The 14,527-nt window shown below is 59.1% G+C and carries 14 protein-coding genes; 12 read left to right on the plus strand and 2 right to left on the minus strand.

The genetic code is table 11. The features are described from left to right. Positions 1–15: 15 nt before the first annotated feature. The gene (locus B3F77_RS00685; protein WP_293603096.1) at positions 16–1,116 is read right to left on the minus strand and encodes a substrate-binding domain-containing protein; all 1,101 of its coding nucleotides are present in this window, start codon (positions 1,114–1,116) and stop codon (positions 16–18) included. Positions 1,117–1,282: 166 nt separating this feature from the next. On the opposite strand from B3F77_RS00685, the gene B3F77_RS00690 reads away from it, so the two are divergent. The 4 genes from B3F77_RS00690 to B3F77_RS00705 are packed head-to-tail and all read left to right on the plus strand — an operon-like array spanning position 1,283 to position 4,097. After that, the gene (locus tag B3F77_RS00690; protein ID WP_293603097.1) at positions 1,283–2,047 is read left to right on the plus strand and encodes an ABC transporter permease; all 765 of its coding nucleotides are present in this window, start codon (positions 1,283–1,285) and stop codon (positions 2,045–2,047) included. Continuing rightward, complete coding sequence (locus tag B3F77_RS00695; protein ID WP_293603098.1) at positions 2,044–2,733, plus strand: phosphate ABC transporter ATP-binding protein; 690 nt, start codon at positions 2,044–2,046, stop codon at positions 2,731–2,733. The genes B3F77_RS00690 and B3F77_RS00695 overlap by 4 nt, the downstream gene beginning before the upstream one ends. Then, positions 2,730–3,566, plus strand: a complete 837-nt coding sequence (locus tag B3F77_RS00700; protein ID WP_293603099.1) for an extracellular solute-binding protein — start codon at positions 2,730–2,732, stop codon at positions 3,564–3,566. Before B3F77_RS00695 ends, B3F77_RS00700 begins: the two co-directional genes overlap by 4 nt. Before the next feature lie 30 nt (positions 3,567–3,596). Further along, the gene (locus B3F77_RS00705; RefSeq protein ID WP_293603100.1) at positions 3,597–4,097 is read left to right on the plus strand and encodes a copper chaperone PCu(A)C; all 501 of its coding nucleotides are present in this window, start codon (positions 3,597–3,599) and stop codon (positions 4,095–4,097) included. Here the strand turns inward: B3F77_RS00705 and B3F77_RS00710 are convergent. After that, positions 4,094–5,233: a helix-turn-helix domain-containing protein gene (locus B3F77_RS00710; RefSeq protein ID WP_293603101.1), complete on the minus strand. Its 1,140-nt coding sequence runs from the start codon at positions 5,231–5,233 to the stop codon at positions 4,094–4,096. The genes B3F77_RS00705 and B3F77_RS00710 overlap by 4 nt on opposite strands. Positions 5,234–5,634: 401 nt before the next feature. Here B3F77_RS00710 and B3F77_RS00715 point away from each other — a divergent pair, with 401 nt between their 5' ends. From B3F77_RS00715 to cas1, 8 genes are all read left to right on the plus strand, one after another. Further along, entirely contained in the window at positions 5,635–6,615 is a 981-nt protein-coding gene (locus tag B3F77_RS00715) for a helix-turn-helix transcriptional regulator (RefSeq protein WP_293603102.1), read from the plus strand. Positions 6,616–6,679: 64 nt separating this feature from the next. Continuing rightward, on the plus strand, positions 6,680–8,971 hold the full coding sequence (locus tag B3F77_RS00720; protein ID WP_293603103.1) for a CRISPR-associated endonuclease Cas3'': 2,292 nt from the start codon (positions 6,680–6,682) through the stop codon (positions 8,969–8,971). After that, the gene (cas5c, locus tag B3F77_RS00725; RefSeq protein ID WP_293603104.1) at positions 8,972–9,637 is read left to right on the plus strand and encodes a type I-C CRISPR-associated protein Cas5c; all 666 of its coding nucleotides are present in this window, start codon (positions 8,972–8,974) and stop codon (positions 9,635–9,637) included. Continuing rightward, entirely contained in the window at positions 9,634–11,415 is a 1,782-nt protein-coding gene (cas8c, locus tag B3F77_RS00730; RefSeq protein ID WP_293603105.1) for a type I-C CRISPR-associated protein Cas8c/Csd1, read from the plus strand. The genes cas5c and cas8c overlap by 4 nt, the downstream gene beginning before the upstream one ends. Beyond that, on the plus strand, positions 11,409–12,431 hold the full coding sequence (gene cas7c, locus B3F77_RS00735) for a type I-C CRISPR-associated protein Cas7/Csd2 (protein WP_293603110.1): 1,023 nt from the start codon (positions 11,409–11,411) through the stop codon (positions 12,429–12,431). The genes cas8c and cas7c overlap by 7 nt, the downstream gene beginning before the upstream one ends. A 27-nt stretch (positions 12,432–12,458) precedes the next feature. Beyond that, a complete protein-coding gene (locus B3F77_RS00740; RefSeq protein ID WP_293603106.1) occupies positions 12,459–13,307 on the plus strand; it encodes a BRO-N domain-containing protein in 849 nt (282 codons plus the stop codon). A gap of 26 nt (positions 13,308–13,333) precedes the next feature. Then, entirely contained in the window at positions 13,334–13,975 is a 642-nt protein-coding gene (gene cas4, locus B3F77_RS00745) for a CRISPR-associated protein Cas4 (RefSeq protein WP_293603107.1), read from the plus strand. A 12-nt stretch (positions 13,976–13,987) separates the two neighbouring features. Then, on the plus strand, positions 13,988–14,527 hold a 540-nt coding region (gene cas1, locus B3F77_RS00750), incomplete at its 3' end, for a CRISPR-associated endonuclease Cas1 (protein ID WP_293603108.1).

The raw sequence follows: 14,527 nt of genomic DNA on the forward strand, positions 1-14,527 counted from the left end.
AGAAGACCTGAGCAGTTACGATTTTTTGGTGCGGTAATTCCACCACGGCAACGCGGCGCGCAAAGACAGCACCTTGCCGCTTTGGGCCAGCTCACCGCTGTAACCCGGCAGTTGGTCAAGTGTGCTTTGCCACTCGCGGCCTTGCAGCTCTGCGAGCAAAGCCTGCACATGCGGCGTGGGTAGTTCGGACTTCAGGCACACCAGGTGGTAGCGCTCCTGCACCAGGGGCACAAAGCCCAGTCCTTTCTCGCGTGCCGCGGCCTCAATGCCCAGACCCGCATCCGCCGCGTTGCTGGCCACGGCTTGGGCCACCGCCGTGTGGGAAGGCTCCTGGCTCTGGTAGCCCTGAATGTCCGAAGGGTGCATGGCAGCCTTTGCCAGCAGCTCGTCCAGCAGTACACGTGTACCGGCTCCTTCCGCGCGGTTGACGTAACGAAGACCGGATTGCTTCAGATCCATCAGGCTGGCAATGCCGAGCGGGTTGTTCTTGGCAACGATCAGGCCCTGCCTGCGATGGGCGAAACCGATCAATTTATGCAGGCCGGGTTTGAGCAGGCTCCGGTAGGTTTGCGCGGCCACCGACCTGCTGCCCGGCTGGTCCAGCGTGTGAAAGCCGGCCATCATGCAGCGCCCGGCATTCAGGGCCGCAATCGCATCGACACTGCCCATGAAGCGGATGTCCAGGTGCAGGCCGTGCGGGCTGGCCTGCTCGCGCAGGGCAGACAGTGCCGCATCGTGGCTGGCGTACAGCGTGAGTACATGGGTATTCTCGTCAAACGCAGTTGAAAATGCGCGTTCAATGTCACCGCGCAAGGCTTCAATCTGCGGCGCCAGCCGGGCCTGGGCCTGGCGCTCTGCCCACAGCAGTTTTTCACCAAACTCGGTGAGCCGGGCACGCTGTCCCTTGTCCCAGACGATGAGAGCACGCCCCAGCGTCTGCTCCCAGTCCTTGAGCGCACCCCAGACATGCCGGTAAGACAGGTCAAGCGCTTTGGAGGCCCCGGAGATGGAGCCCTGCTCGCGCACCGCGTGGAGTAGGTCCATCAAGGGGTTGCGTATCAGGGTGTCTTTGCCGCGCTGTGGCGTCAGCAGGTAGGAGAGTTCGACTTTGTGCATGGTGAGCGAGGTGGGTACCGATTATGAGTGCATCCACTGACCTGTACGGTCGGACTTGAAGCGCCGCAAGTCTTTGATTTTGCTATGCAAATGACTTCATAACGATGATTGCCGATGCGGACCCAAGGCCTGGTGAACTAGGATAAAGTCTCGCAGAACCTTTGGCATGAACACTTTTTCAAGCAGCGCCGTAACGGCCTTTTCGCTCATCACTTCGCTCGACCCGATGCTCGCCAGCATCGTTGTCCGATCGCTGGCTGTGAGCGTGTGCGCCTCTTTGATCGCCTGCAGTGCCGGCCTGCTCCTTGGCGCGTGGCTGGGGGTGGTGCGATTCAGGGGCCGCGCTGTGGTGCTGGCCTTGCTCAATACCGCGTTGGCCTTGCCCTCTGTGGTGGTGGGGCTGGTGGTGTACCTGCTGCTGTCGCGCAGCGGGCCGCTGGGTTTTCTGGACTGGCTGTTTTCCTTCAAGGCCATGGTGCTGGCGCAAGCCGTGCTGGTGCTGCCGGTCGTCACGGCGCTGGTACGCCAGACCATTGAAGATGCCGACTGCAGCCACGGCGAGCAGTTCCAGTCGCTGGGCGCACGCCGTTTCATGCGCAGCCTGATTTTGTTGTGGGACGAGCGCTATGCCTTGCTGACGGTGCTGCTCGCCGCGTTTGGCCGCGCCATTTCAGAGGTGGGCGCCGTGATGATGGTGGGCGGCAATATTGACGGCTTCACGCGCGTGATGACCACGTCGATTGCCCTTGAAACCAGCAAGGGCGACTTGCCGCTGGCCCTCGCCCTGGCCATCTTGCTGCTCGGCGTGGTGCTGCTGCTCAATAGCCTGATCGCGCTGGTGCGGCGCTGGCGTGAGCAACTCGATGACCCGCTGCCGGATGTAGCGTCCCCACAGGCATCGGGTCTGGCAGCCCAAGGTGCGCAGCCATGACGCCAATTTTTAATCTGCATGCCATCAGCGTGCAGTTTGGGCGGCTCCAGGCGCTTACGGCTTGCACACTGCGCGTCAACGCAGGTGAACGGCTGGCGCTGGTGGGTGCCAACGGCAGCGGCAAAAGCACCTTGCTGCGAACCCTGCATGGGCTTGTCCGGCCGGTGGCGGGAAGTTTTCAGCAAGACACGCAGGCACGCCAGACCATGCTGTTTCAGCGCCCCTACATGTTGCGCGCCAGCGTCCTGAATAACGTGGCCCTTGGCCTGTGGCTAAAAGGCGTGCCGTGGAAGCAGGCCAAAGAGCAGGCGCTGCAGGCGCTTGAGCGTGTCGGCTTGGCAGATATTGCCTGGCGCAATGCCAAAGCCCTGTCGGGCGGGCAGCAGCAGCGCGTGGCCTTGGCACGGGCCTGGGCGCTCAAGCCGCAGGTATTGCTGCTCGATGAGCCCACGTCCAGCCTGGACCCAACGGCCAAGCGCGAGGTGGAACGCCTGATGGCCGAATTTTCCGAGGCCGGCATGACGCTGATTTTCAGCAGCCACAACCTCGGGCAGGTCAAGCGCCTGGCCAGCCGCGTGATTTATCTGGAACATGGGCACTTGGTGGCAGATCTGCCCACCGCTGCCTTTTTTAACGGGCCCTTGCCTGCGGCAGCTGAAAATTTTTTAAAAGGAGAACTTGCATGAACGGTTTAAACACGACGGTCCGAATTTTTAAGTCTTTTAGGGCTGTAGCGCTTATATCCATTGCGCTATCAGCTACTATTTCGATAGCGCAGACGCCCAGTATCGTGATGGCGTCCACTACGTCCACCGAGCAGTCCGGGCTGTTTGGTTACCTGATGCCAGAGTTCAAAAAAGCCACGGGCATTGATGTGAAAGTGGTCGCCGTAGGCACTGGCCAGGCCATCGACATGGGCCGACGCGGCGATGCCGACGTGCTGTTTGTGCACGACAAAGTGGCAGAAGAAAAAGTGGTGGCTGAAGGCTTTGTCATCAAGCGCTTTCCGGTGATGTATAACGACTTCGTGCTGATCGGCCCGGCGGCTGATCCAGCCGGTGTCAAGGGAAAGGATATCGCCCTGGCGCTTCAAAAACTCAAGACTGCCAATGCCGGTTTCATCTCACGCGGTGACAAAAGCGGAACGAATGCGGCCGAGTTGCGTTACTGGAAAACGGCAGGCGTTGAGACACCGGCATTTTCCGGCTACAAAGCTTGTGGTTGCGGCATGGGGCCGGCACTCAATATCGCAGCCAGCACAGGCGCCTACGTGCTGGCAGACCGCGGCACCTGGCTGAACTTCAAGAACCGCGCCGACCTGGCGGTGCTGGTGGAAGGCGACACGCGTCTGTTCAACCAGTATGGCGTGATGGTGGTCAACCCGGCCAAACACCCGAAAACAAAAGTGATTGAGGCGCAAAAGTTTGTGGACTGGATCATTTCGCCCGCCGGGCAAGATGTGATTGCCGGCTACAAGATCAATGGCGAACAGTTGTTTTTCCCCAACGCTACAAAATAAGCCAGTCAATTTTATCGATTTGAGAAAGCCATGAAATTGAAATTATTGGGCGCTTTACTTGCACTGGCCTGCAGCACCCTTTATGCCCAAACCGTCGAAGTCAAGGACGCCTGGGTTCGCGCCACTGTGCCAGGCCAGAAGGGCACTGGCGCGTTCATGAGCATTACCGCCAAGGATGGCGCCAAGCTGGTGGGTGCGTCATTTCCTGTGGCCGGCGTTGCGCAAGTGCACGAAATGAAGATGGACGGCGACATCATGAAAATGCGTGCCATGCCTTCGCTGGATTTGCCTGCCGGTCAAACGGTGCAGCTCAAGCCCGGTGGCTACCACGTCATGATGATGGACTTGAAACAGACGCTGCCCAAGGGCAGCACGGTGCCGCTGACCCTGCGCTTCAAGAATGCCAAGGGCGCTGAAAGCAAGGTTGAACTGAAGGTGCCCGTCAGCACGGTGGCGCCAGCCGCTGCCCCAGGCGCCGCCGCAGGCAAGGCTGACGACATGGCCGCACAGCACGGCGCACTCATGCACTAGCCGCGTTTGCCCGGGCTCAGCCTGCGGTACACCGTGGCGCGGCTAACGCCCAGTGCCTTGGCAGCCTGCACCACATTGCCCTTGGCTTCGCTCACGGCCTTGCGTATCAAGGCCGTCTCAACGTCTTTGAGTGGCAAGGGCGGCGTCGCCGATGTCCTGCCAGTGAGCCGGTTCGGCGTAGCGGAGCGCCCCTGCAGCAGTGGCAGCGCATGCAGGCGAAGGCCAGACCACAAGGGCACTTCGATGGCTTGCGGATACGCCAGCGTGTCGCTCTTTGCGGCATCAAACAGCATTTCGTAGGGCATCGCAAACAGCTCGCTGCAATGCACAGGCGCTGGGTTGCCTGCAAGCAACTGGGCCACCATTTGCCGCGCTGCCGGATTGGCGCCAGTCACCCAGCCGTCCGGGTCCAGGCAGATCAGCCCGTCCGCGTCTTCCCCCAGGCTGTGGCTGGACCAGTTCAGCCGCACCAGCAGATCGTGCGGCCTGCTCTGCGTCAGCGCATTTTCAATGCTGCGCGCCGATTGCAAAACCAGGTGCTTGAGCTCAGGGCGCTCCACCGCGTCCACTCCGGTCACATCCAGCATGCCTGCGCACTGGCCGTCGGGCCCGAACAGCGGCGCACCGGCACAACTGTAGGCTGAATTGGCATTGAAAAAATGCTCGCCGCGATGCAGCCAGACTGGCTGCAACTCAGTCAGTGCCGCGCCTATGGCGGTGGTGCCTATGCTGGCTTCAGACAAGTCCACACCGATGCGCGTGATCACCTCGGCGCGGCGGTCGCGCCGGTCAATCGGGCCGTTAACGTCCACCACTACGCCTTGCGCGTTGGTCAAAATGGCAAAGTAAGCTGTGCTGGCTATCGCAGCCCCAAGCTTCTGCAGCACGGGTCGGGCGGCCTGCACCAGCGCGTGATTGGCTTCTTCGGTGCGGCGCAGGGCCTGCGGTGCAATCAGCTCAAAGTCAACCGCTTGGTCCGGCCTTTTGCCGCTTGCCAGGCAGCGCTTCCAGGAGCGTTCAATCCAGGCATCGGTCAAGGCGCCGGGCAGGCTTTTACCCTCCTGCAGCACGGCCTGACGGGCTTGCGCTATCTGGTGAATGCGTTGTTCGGAAGAAGGTGGGACGACGGTCAGCATGCGGGTGAAATCCAGTGGGTGCAGCGTACCAGACCTGGCGGGGATGTGCTCTGGACGCAGACAAAAGTGAAGCGAGTAATGGCCAGATTCGCCCTTCGCCTTTTTGTGAATCAAATTGCCCTGTAGCCCTTGTTCAATGGGCGCGAGAAGCTATGAAAAACATAGTGCCTTTGATACCTGCATGGGTCAGCTGCGTCAAGCGCCAGACCGGATCAAGTTGAGGCATGGATTCGAAAATGAGCGCGCCGTGAGGGGCAACGGTGCGGGAGCGCTGGTGGGGGGTGTGCCGCAGCCGCGCCACTGAGTCAACCGGGTCCGCATAAATTTTCCCGCTGCCTTGCAGGCTCGCGAGGCTCTACACTGGACCGATAAAAATCAGTCATGCAGATTCAAGGGGACAGATGGATCGGACCGAACGTTTCTACAAGATCGAAGAGCTGTTGCGGCAACGCAAAGCAGTCAGCTTTGCCGCGCTGCAAGCCGAGTTGGAAGTCTCGCGCTCGACGCTCATACGCGATCTGGCCTACCTGCGTAACCGTTTGCACGCGCCCATCGAATGGGATCGTGCGACTGGCTGCTACCGCATGGCCGAGGCTGGTCATCAGGAAGGGAACCCTCACCAGCTACCCGGCATGTGGTTTTCGTCCGCCGAAATCCACGCGCTTCTAACCATGCAGCATTTGCTGGTCAACCTGGATGCGGGTGGTGTGCTGACGCCTCACGTAGCACCTTTGATGGCGCGTTTGAACACTTTGCTGGAAGGCGGGGCAGATCATGACGCGGAGCAACTTCGCCGCCGGGTACGCATCATCGGCCTGGCCCAGCGTGCCGTGCAGCCCACCCACTTTCAGCGCGTCGGCACGGCTCTGGTGCAGCGCAAGCGCCTGGCGCTGAGCTATTTGGCGCGTGGCAGCGGCCACGCCACCGAGCGTGAAGTGTCACCGCTGCGCCTGGTGCATTACCGTGGCAACTGGTATCTGGATGCATGGTGTCATCTGCGCAATGACTTGCGAAACTTTTCCCTTGATGCCATCCGCGAGGCGCATCTGCTGGACACCGCGGCCAAGGAGGTGCCGGACGCCAAATTGAATGCTTTGTTTGCGCCCACTTACGGCCTGTTTTCTGGCGGCCGCATCTTGTGGGCCAAGCTGCTCTTTACGCCCGAGCGCGCTCGCTGGGTCGCCTATGAACAGTGGCATCCAGAGCAAAAGGGCGAATGGCAAGGGGATGGAAGTTACCTGTTGCGCATCCCCTACGCCGACCATCGTGAACTCATCATGGACATCCTCAAGCATGGTGCGCACTGCGAGGTGCTGGGGCCGCCTGGCCTGCGGCAGGCGGTGGCGGCGGAGGCGGGGAAGATGGCGAAGAAATATTTTTGAAGAGGGGGGCAGGTTCATCTGGTGAGCCTGTGCAAGGCTAAGCTGCGAACAGATAAAAAATTTCATGGGGAAAATAATCGTGTCAGAACCATTGGCTCACTCCGGCGGGCATCAGTTGGCTGATCATCTGCATGCTGTGGCAAATATGGCTGCCGTTTTTTCGCAGGCGTTTGATTCCGACACGGCTACCCAACGCTGGGCCTATCTGGCGGGTTTGTGGCATGACTTGGGCAAGTATCGTCCCGGTTTTCAGCGCTATCTTCAGCAGTCGAATGACCCGAATGCTCATATCGAAGGTCGCGTTGGAGGCCGCGAAAAAACACACTCTGCGGCTGGCGCGCTATGGGCTTTACGCACTCTGGAAGAAAAGCGCGGTACGACTGGAGAACTTGCCGCGCGTGTATTGGCGTATTTGATCGCGGGCCACCACGCGGGGCTTGATGACTGGGACGGCGGCCTCAAAGAGCGGCTGACGCAAGCCGATTGCCAGACTGAACTACAAGAAGCGTTGGCAGCCCAGCCACCAGCCCGCATTCTTGATTCGGGTGAATTTGTCCCCGATTTGCGCCAAATTCCGGGCGGCCCAGCAGGCTTTGCGCTATGGGTTCGCTTGCTGTTTTCCTGTCTAGTGGATGCCGATTTTCTGGATACAGAGGCCCACTTTGACGCGGGCAAACCTGCCCGGCGTGAAGGCTTCCCCACTCTGGATCAAATGCGGGCCGTTTTGGATGCGCACTTGACCGCCAAAGCCACGAGCGCCACGCCTTCCACGGTGAATACCCTGCGCGCCGACATTCTGCGTCAGTGCCGCGACAAGGCGGCGTTGTCCGCTGGTTTCTTTTCGCTCACGGTGCCCACCGGCGGTGGCAAGACCTTGTCCAGTCTGGCGTTTGCCCTGAATCACGCACAAACGCACAGTAAACGCCGGGTGATCTACGCCATTCCCTACACCAGCATCATTGAACAGACCGCCGAAGTCTTTCGCGACGTATTCAAAACGCTAGGGGATGAAGTATTGATTGAACACCACAGCCAGGCCGATGCGGCCGACAAAGATGAAACTGCCCGCAGCCGATTGGCCTGCGAAAACTGGGATGCGCCGCTGGTCGTCACCACCAATGTGCAGTTGTTCGAGTCCTTGTTCGCGGCCAAAACCTCGCGCTGTCGCAAGCTGCACAACATCGTGAACAGCATCATCGTGCTGGATGAAGCGCAGCAACTGCCGCCTGAATTTTTGCAGCCCATTCTGGATGCGCTGAATTTGCTGGTGAAGCACTATGGCGTGACCGTGGTGCTGTGTACCGCCACCCAGCCCGCGTTGAATACGACTGACTATTTCGATGCCAGCAGCAACCTGCGTGGGCTGGAAGACGTGCGTGAAATTATCGACAACCCCGATGTTCTATTTGATGCGCTCAAACGGGTGGATGTGGCGTTGCCGCAAGACTGGAACACGCCGACGCCGTGGGTCGATACTGCCGCGCAACTGGCCGCTGAAGACTGTGTGCTGGCCATCGTGAGCACCCGCAAAGCTGCCCGCGAGTTGCAGCGTTTGTTGCCGTCAGACACTTTGCATTTGTCCGCCCTCATGTGTGGTGCGCATCGAAAAACGGTCATCGACCACATCAAGGCGCGTCTCAACGCCAAGCGTGACGGGCACGACCTGCAGCCGCTGCGTGTGGTCAGCACCCAGTTGGTTGAGGCCGGGGTAGACATTGATTTCCCCGTCGTCTATCGCGCCCTCGCGGGACTGGACTCCATTGCGCAGGCAGCAGGGCGCTGCAACCGCGAAGGTCGCCTGGATGGAAAAGGCCGCGTGGTGGTCTTTGTGCCCCCAGAGCCGCCGCCCATAGGGCACTTGCGCAAAGGCGCGCAGGCCTGCATCAGCACCTTGCACGGCCAACACGCGGACCCGCTGGCACGCACTTTGTTTGCCAGCTACTTTCGGCAGTTTTACAGCACCGTCGATCTGGACAGCAAGGGGATTGTTGCCAAGCTCAAGGTGGAGCCAAAAACGCTGGGCGTGCAGTTCCGTTCAGCGGCAGAGGCATTCCGCCTGATTGATGACCAGGACTCGGCCACGGTCGTGGTTCGTTATGCGGAGCATCGTGATGAGATTGAAAAACTGCTCGGAATGCTTGCGGCCCAAGGCCCGGCGCGTTGGCTCATGCGAAAGTTGCAACGCTACACCGTCAGCATCCACAAACGTGTGGCTGACAGGATGCTGGATCAGGGCAGTCTGACGCTGCCCATGCCGGGGCTTTATGTGCAACAGAATGTCGATGGTCTGTATCACCCCCTGTTGGGCCTGCAAGTAGAAGACATTCCCTTTAACCCCACTGGTTTGGTGATTTGAATGACCCCCTCAAAATCTTTCTGTCTTAAAGTCTCAGGCCCATTCGCCTGTTTCACCCGTCCTGAAATGAAAGTCGAGCGTGTTTCATATGACGTGATGACGCCGTCGGCTGCACGTTCCATTTTTGAGGCCATTCTTTGGAAGCCCGCTATTCGATGGCGGGTGCATCGCATTGAAGTGCTCAAGCCTATTCGCTGGATCAACTTGCGGCGAAATGAGGTGAGTGCCGTGGTGTCTACCCGCAATGTGCAGCAGGCGATGGCGGCGGGAAGCGGCACGCTGGGGCTCTACATCGAAGAAGAACGCCAGCAGCGTGCCGGTTATTTTTTGCGCGATGTGGCCTACCGTATTCACGCTGATTTGTCGCTGGCACCGGGGCGGCCGGGTGAGCCCTTGATGAAATACACCGAGATGTTTGCCCGCCGCGCCAATAAGGGGCAATGCGTGAATCAGCCGTATTTGGGGTGTCGGGAATTTGCTGCCGCTTTCAGCTTGGTCGCGTCAGATGCGCTCACCGTGACCCCCATCGGCGAGACCCGCGAACTGGGGTGGATGCTGCACGACCTTGACTTCACCCATCCTTCAGACCCGCAGCCACGCTTTTTCAACGCCAGGATGGTGGCGGGCGTGATTGATGTTCCCCCGTTTGAGGAGGCACGCGGATGATTCTCCAAGCACTCGACGACTATTACCGCCGCAAATGCGACGACGCCGACCCAGCGCAGCGCTTGCCTGTTTTTGGTCTGGAACAAAAAGAAATCCCCTTTTTACTGGAGATTACGACCGAGGGCGAACTGATCCAGTTGCTTGACACCCGTACCTTGAATGAGAAGAAGAAAAAAGTTGCGCAGATTTTTCGCATGCCTCAGGGAGTCAAAAAGACCTCTGGCGTAGCCGCCAATTTGTTGTGGGACACGCTCGAATATGTGCTGGGTGTGGACACCAAAGGCAAACCCGAGCGAGTGGCAGAACAGCACGCGCATTTTGTGGCCCGGGTTGACGCCCTGCCGCAAAGCGCCCACGACGATGCAGGTATTCAGGCTATTTTGAAATTCTTCGCGTGCTTCAATCTGCCGCAGCTCGAAGCACAACCGGCTTGGGCGCAAGCGCTGGAATCCAATGCGGTGATGAGCTTTCGACTGCATGGCGACGTTGATCTGGTGTGCCAACGGCCCGCCGTTGTCAAAGCCGTGCTGAACGTAGCGACTGACGACGATGCGCGGCTGGCCATGTGCTTGGTCACTGGTGACGATGCACCCATCCAACGGTTGCACACTTCAATCAAAGGTGTCTGGGGTGCACAATCATCGGGGGCCAATATCGTTTCCTTCAACGCCCGAGCCTTCGAGTCCTACGGCAAAACAGAGCGACAAGGTGAAAACGCGCCGGTGAGTCAAGCGGCGGCTTTTGCCTACACCACGGCCCTGAACCACTTGCTGCGCAAAGACTCGGGTCAGCGTATCCAGGTGGGTGACGCATCCACCGTGTTCTGGGCAGAAAAAGAGTCAGAGTTTGAAACCACCATTCCTGACATTTTTGGTGAGCCGCCTAAAGATGATCCAGATCAGGGTGCCCGTGCCGTTCAGGCTTTGCTCTTTGCCGTACAGACCGGCAAGCTCGGCGGGCCGGATGGTGTCAACCGCTTTCATGTGTTGGGCCTGGCTCCGAACGCCGCCCGCATCAGCATTCGCTTTTATCACTGTCTGCCGCTGCATGAACTGGGCGAGCGCATCCTCCAGCATTTCAAAGACCTCGAAATAGTGCGTGGCCCGCATGACCCTCAGTACCCCTCGCTCTTCAGGCTTCTAGCTGCCGTGGCTGTGCAAAACAAGGCAGACAACATACCTCCCAATCTTGGCGGTGCCATCGTCGATGCTGTCTTTGCCGGGCCAGACGTGCCTTATCCCAGTTTGTGGCTCAACGCCGCCGTGGGCCGTTGCCGGGCTGAGCAAAACGTTAACTATTTGCGGGCAGCTGCCATCAAGGCTTGTCTCAATCGCCAGATTCGTCGTTCATCTGTCACACCAACCAACCAGCCCCCCGAGAAGGAGTTTTTATCTATGCTTGATCTCACTAATCCCAGTCCGGCCTACCGGATGGGTCGATTGTTCGCCGCACTGGAAAAAATCCAGGAAGAAGCCAGTCCCGGCCTCAACGCTACGATTCGTGATCGCTACTACGGTGCAGCATCAAGCACGCCAGTCGCTGTATTCACCACCTTGTTACGGCTCAAAAACTCCCACCTCAAAAAGCTGCCAGTTGGGCGTGGCATGTGGTTTGAAAAGCTGCTGGGCGAGATTTTGGGAACAGTCTCTGACTTTCCCAGACATTTACCTCTGCCCGACCAAGGTCGTTTTGCGCTGGGCTATTACCACCAACGTCAAGACTTTTTCACCAAAAAACCTGACGACTCCACCATCATTACCGAAGGAACCCCATCATGAATCTCGCCAACCGCTACGATTTCGTTCTCATTTTTGACGTGAAAGACGGCAACCCCAACGGCGACCCAGACGCGGGCAACATGCCGCGCATGGATGCTGAATCGGGCCATGGCTTGGTGACGGACGTGTCGCTTAAAAGGAAGATTCGAAATTTCGTCGGATTGGTCAAGGCACCAGACAACACTGACCCCGCAGCTGGAGAACAGCGCTTCGCAGATAAGTTTGCGCCGGGGGAGAAACGTTTTGAAATCTATGTGCGCGAAAAAGCCATTTTGAACTTGGAACATCAACGAGCCTATTCGGCGCTCAAATTGGACGTGCCTGCAGAGGAACAAGCGGATGACGCGGTTGAAGTTGCGGAGGTGGATGCGAAGAAGAAAAAGCCCGCCAAGGAAAAGCGCAAAGGTAGTGCCGACGAGGTCAGCCAAGCCCGCAAATGGATGTGCCAAAATTTCTTTGACGTGCGGACCTTTGGCGCGGTTATGTCCCTTGGCATCAACTGCGGCCAAGTGCGTGGCCCGGTGCAACTGACTTTTGCCCGCTCCGTCGAGCCCATCGTGGCGCTGGAACATTCCATCACCCGCATGGCCGTTGCTACAGAAGCTGAAGCTGAAAAGCAGCAGGGCGACAACCGCACTATGGGCCGCAAACACACTGTGCCTTATGGCGTCTATATCGCCCACGGCTTTGTTTCCTCCTTCCTCGCGAAGCAAACCGGATTTGGCGACGACGACCTTGAACTGGTATTTCAGGCCTTGGCGCAAATGTTCGAGCACGACCGCTCTGCCGCCCGTGGCGAAATGTCCACGCGCGGGTTATACGTGTTCAAGCACGACAGCGAGTTGGGCAACGCCCCGGCGCACGCCTTGTTCGACCGCTTGCAAGTCAAGCCTAAAGAAGAGGGTGCAGTCGCACGCAGTTTCGATGCATATTCTGTTTTGTTTGACGATCAAAGCTTGTCTGTTGGGCAATCAGTCCAGCCAGAAACAGGCGTAACACTGACAAGAAGATGCTGAAATGGAGCGTCTTGAAAGCCACCAAAAATGAAAATCTTGCCTGCTGAATTCGATGGTCAGTCCATCCGCCGCGTGTACGACGAAGACACTGAAACCTGGTGGTTCTCAGTGGTGGACGTGGTGCAGGTGCTGACGCAGCAGGCCGACTACCAGACGGCGCGCAAATACTGGAACAAGCTCAAAGAACGCCTGCGCAAGGAAGGCAGCGAGTCGGTGACAAACTGTCACCGACTGAAATTACCTGCAGCCGACGGCAAAAACTACCTGGCGGACGTAGCCACCGCCGAGACACTGCTGCGCCTGGTGCAGTCCGTCCCCAGCCCCAAGGCCGAGCCCATCAAACTCTGGCTCGCCAAGGTGGGTTATGAGCGCATGCAAGAGATGGCCGACCCGGCCCTGTCGCTGGACCGGGCACGCCAGACCTGGCAGCAACATGGGCGAAGCGACAAGTGGATTCAGCAACGCATGACCGGGCAGGAAACGCGCAACAAGCTCACCGACTACTGGCGCGGCCACGACATCAAGGAAGGTAGTGAGTTTGCCATCCTGACCAACATCATTCATCAGGAATGGTCTGGGGTAAGCGTCAATGAGCACAAGGGGATGAAGGGCCTGAAAAGTCAGAATCTGCGCGACCACATGAGCGAGGCGGAACTGATTTTTACGGCGCTGGCCGAGCTGTCCACCCGGCAGATATCTGAAAACGTGAACGCCACCGGCATGCAGCAAAACCAAACTGCGGCCAAGGCCGGTGGCCGCATCGCCCGCCAGGCCCGCAATCAGCTCGAAAGCCAGACCGGGAAGTCGGTGGTGTCCGGTGACAATTACCTGCCGCCGGCTGCGAAGAAGGCCTTGAAGTCTCCGCGCAAAGCGTAAGGCGCGGCAAAAGTCAAAGAATCCACGTGGCAGCCGAGCTTGAACAGATCCCTTTGTCTGCCTTGCAGCACTGGTGTTACTGCCCGCGCCAGTGCGGCTTGATTCACCTGGAGCAGGTGTTTGACGAAAACGTTTACACCCTGCGCGGCCAGGCGGTTCATGCCAAAGTGGACAAGCCGGGCGTGGAAACCGCCAAGGGCGTGCGTGTGGAGCGAGCCATGCCGCTTTGGCATGACGAGTTGGGCTTGGTGGGAAAGGCGGACGTGGTCGAGTTTTTGCCGGGTGGCGTTCCGTACCCGGTGGAATACAAACATGGCAGCCGCAACAAGGCTGCTGACATTGCGGCGTGTGACGACATTCAACTGGCTGCCCAGGCGATGTGCCTGGAAGCCATGTTGGGCAAAGCGGTGGATGAAGGTGCCATCTATTACGCGACCTCCAAGCGTCGTCGGGTGGTGCCCATCACCGCGCAGCTTCGTGTCGACGTGGTGCAAACCGTGCAAGCCGTTCGGCAGATGTTGGCATCGGGCAAGCTGCCGCCGCCGCTGGTGGCAGAGCAGGCAGCAAAGCGCTGCAAGGCGTGTTCACTGCTTGAGCGCTGCCAGCCCCAAGCCACGCACACAAGTTTGATGGTTGCCCGCGCGGCGCTGTTTGATCCCTGCGCATAGGACTGGATACGCATGCAACTTCTCAACACCCTCTACGTCACCACGCCAGAAACGTATCTGCGCCTGGACAACGACACCCTGCGTGTGGAGGTGGAGCGCGAAACCCGGCTGCGTGTGCCCCTGCACCATTTAACGGCGGTGGTGTGCTTCGGACATATCAACCTGTCTGCCCCTTTAATGCACCGGCTGGCAGACGCGGGCATTGCCCTGGTATTGCTGGACGACAACGGGCGTTTCAAGGCGCGGCTGGAGGGGGCCGTTTCAGGCAATGTGCTGTTGCGTCAGGCGCAGTTTCAGTGTGTCGCAAATCCGGCGTTTGCGCTCGACATGGCGCGCGCCTGCGTGGCGGGCAAGATCAAGAACACGCGCCAGGTGTTGCAGCGAGGCGCCCGCGAAGCCAAGGTGGAAGATGAGGCCAGACTGCTCGCCCGGCGCGCGGACGATCTGGCTGCAAGTTTGCGGGCTTTGCCTGCGGTGGCAGACCTGGATACCTTGCGCGGCATAGAGGGCGAGGCGGCCCGACAATATTTCAGCGGTCTTAATCTCCTGGTT

This window comes from Polaromonas sp. UBA4122, from assembly GCA_002381615.1.
Classification (GTDB): Bacteria; Pseudomonadota; Gammaproteobacteria; order Burkholderiales; family Burkholderiaceae_C; genus Polaromonas.

Bases quoted from the DNA above. Each gene is read 5' to 3' on its own strand.
- B3F77_RS00685 (WP_293603096.1), bottom strand. From the start codon at position 1,116: ATGCACAAAGTCGAACTCTCCTACCTGCTGACGCCACAGCGCGGCAAA.
- B3F77_RS00690 (WP_293603097.1), top strand. From the start codon at position 1,283: ATGAACACTTTTTCAAGCAGCGCCGTAACGGCCTTTTCGCTCATCACT.
- B3F77_RS00695 (WP_293603098.1), top strand. From the start codon at position 2,044: ATGACGCCAATTTTTAATCTGCATGCCATCAGCGTGCAGTTTGGGCGG.
- B3F77_RS00700 (WP_293603099.1), top strand. From the start codon at position 2,730: ATGAACGGTTTAAACACGACGGTCCGAATTTTTAAGTCTTTTAGGGCT.
- B3F77_RS00705 (WP_293603100.1), top strand. From the start codon at position 3,597: ATGAAATTGAAATTATTGGGCGCTTTACTTGCACTGGCCTGCAGCACC.
- B3F77_RS00710 (WP_293603101.1), bottom strand. From the start codon at position 5,233: ATGCTGACCGTCGTCCCACCTTCTTCCGAACAACGCATTCACCAGATA.
- B3F77_RS00715 (WP_293603102.1), top strand. From the start codon at position 5,635: ATGGATCGGACCGAACGTTTCTACAAGATCGAAGAGCTGTTGCGGCAA.
- B3F77_RS00720 (WP_293603103.1), top strand. From the start codon at position 6,680: ATGGGGAAAATAATCGTGTCAGAACCATTGGCTCACTCCGGCGGGCAT.
- cas5c (WP_293603104.1), top strand. From the start codon at position 8,972: ATGACCCCCTCAAAATCTTTCTGTCTTAAAGTCTCAGGCCCATTCGCC.
- cas8c (WP_293603105.1), top strand. From the start codon at position 9,634: ATGATTCTCCAAGCACTCGACGACTATTACCGCCGCAAATGCGACGAC.
- B3F77_RS00740 (WP_293603106.1), top strand. From the start codon at position 12,459: ATGAAAATCTTGCCTGCTGAATTCGATGGTCAGTCCATCCGCCGCGTG.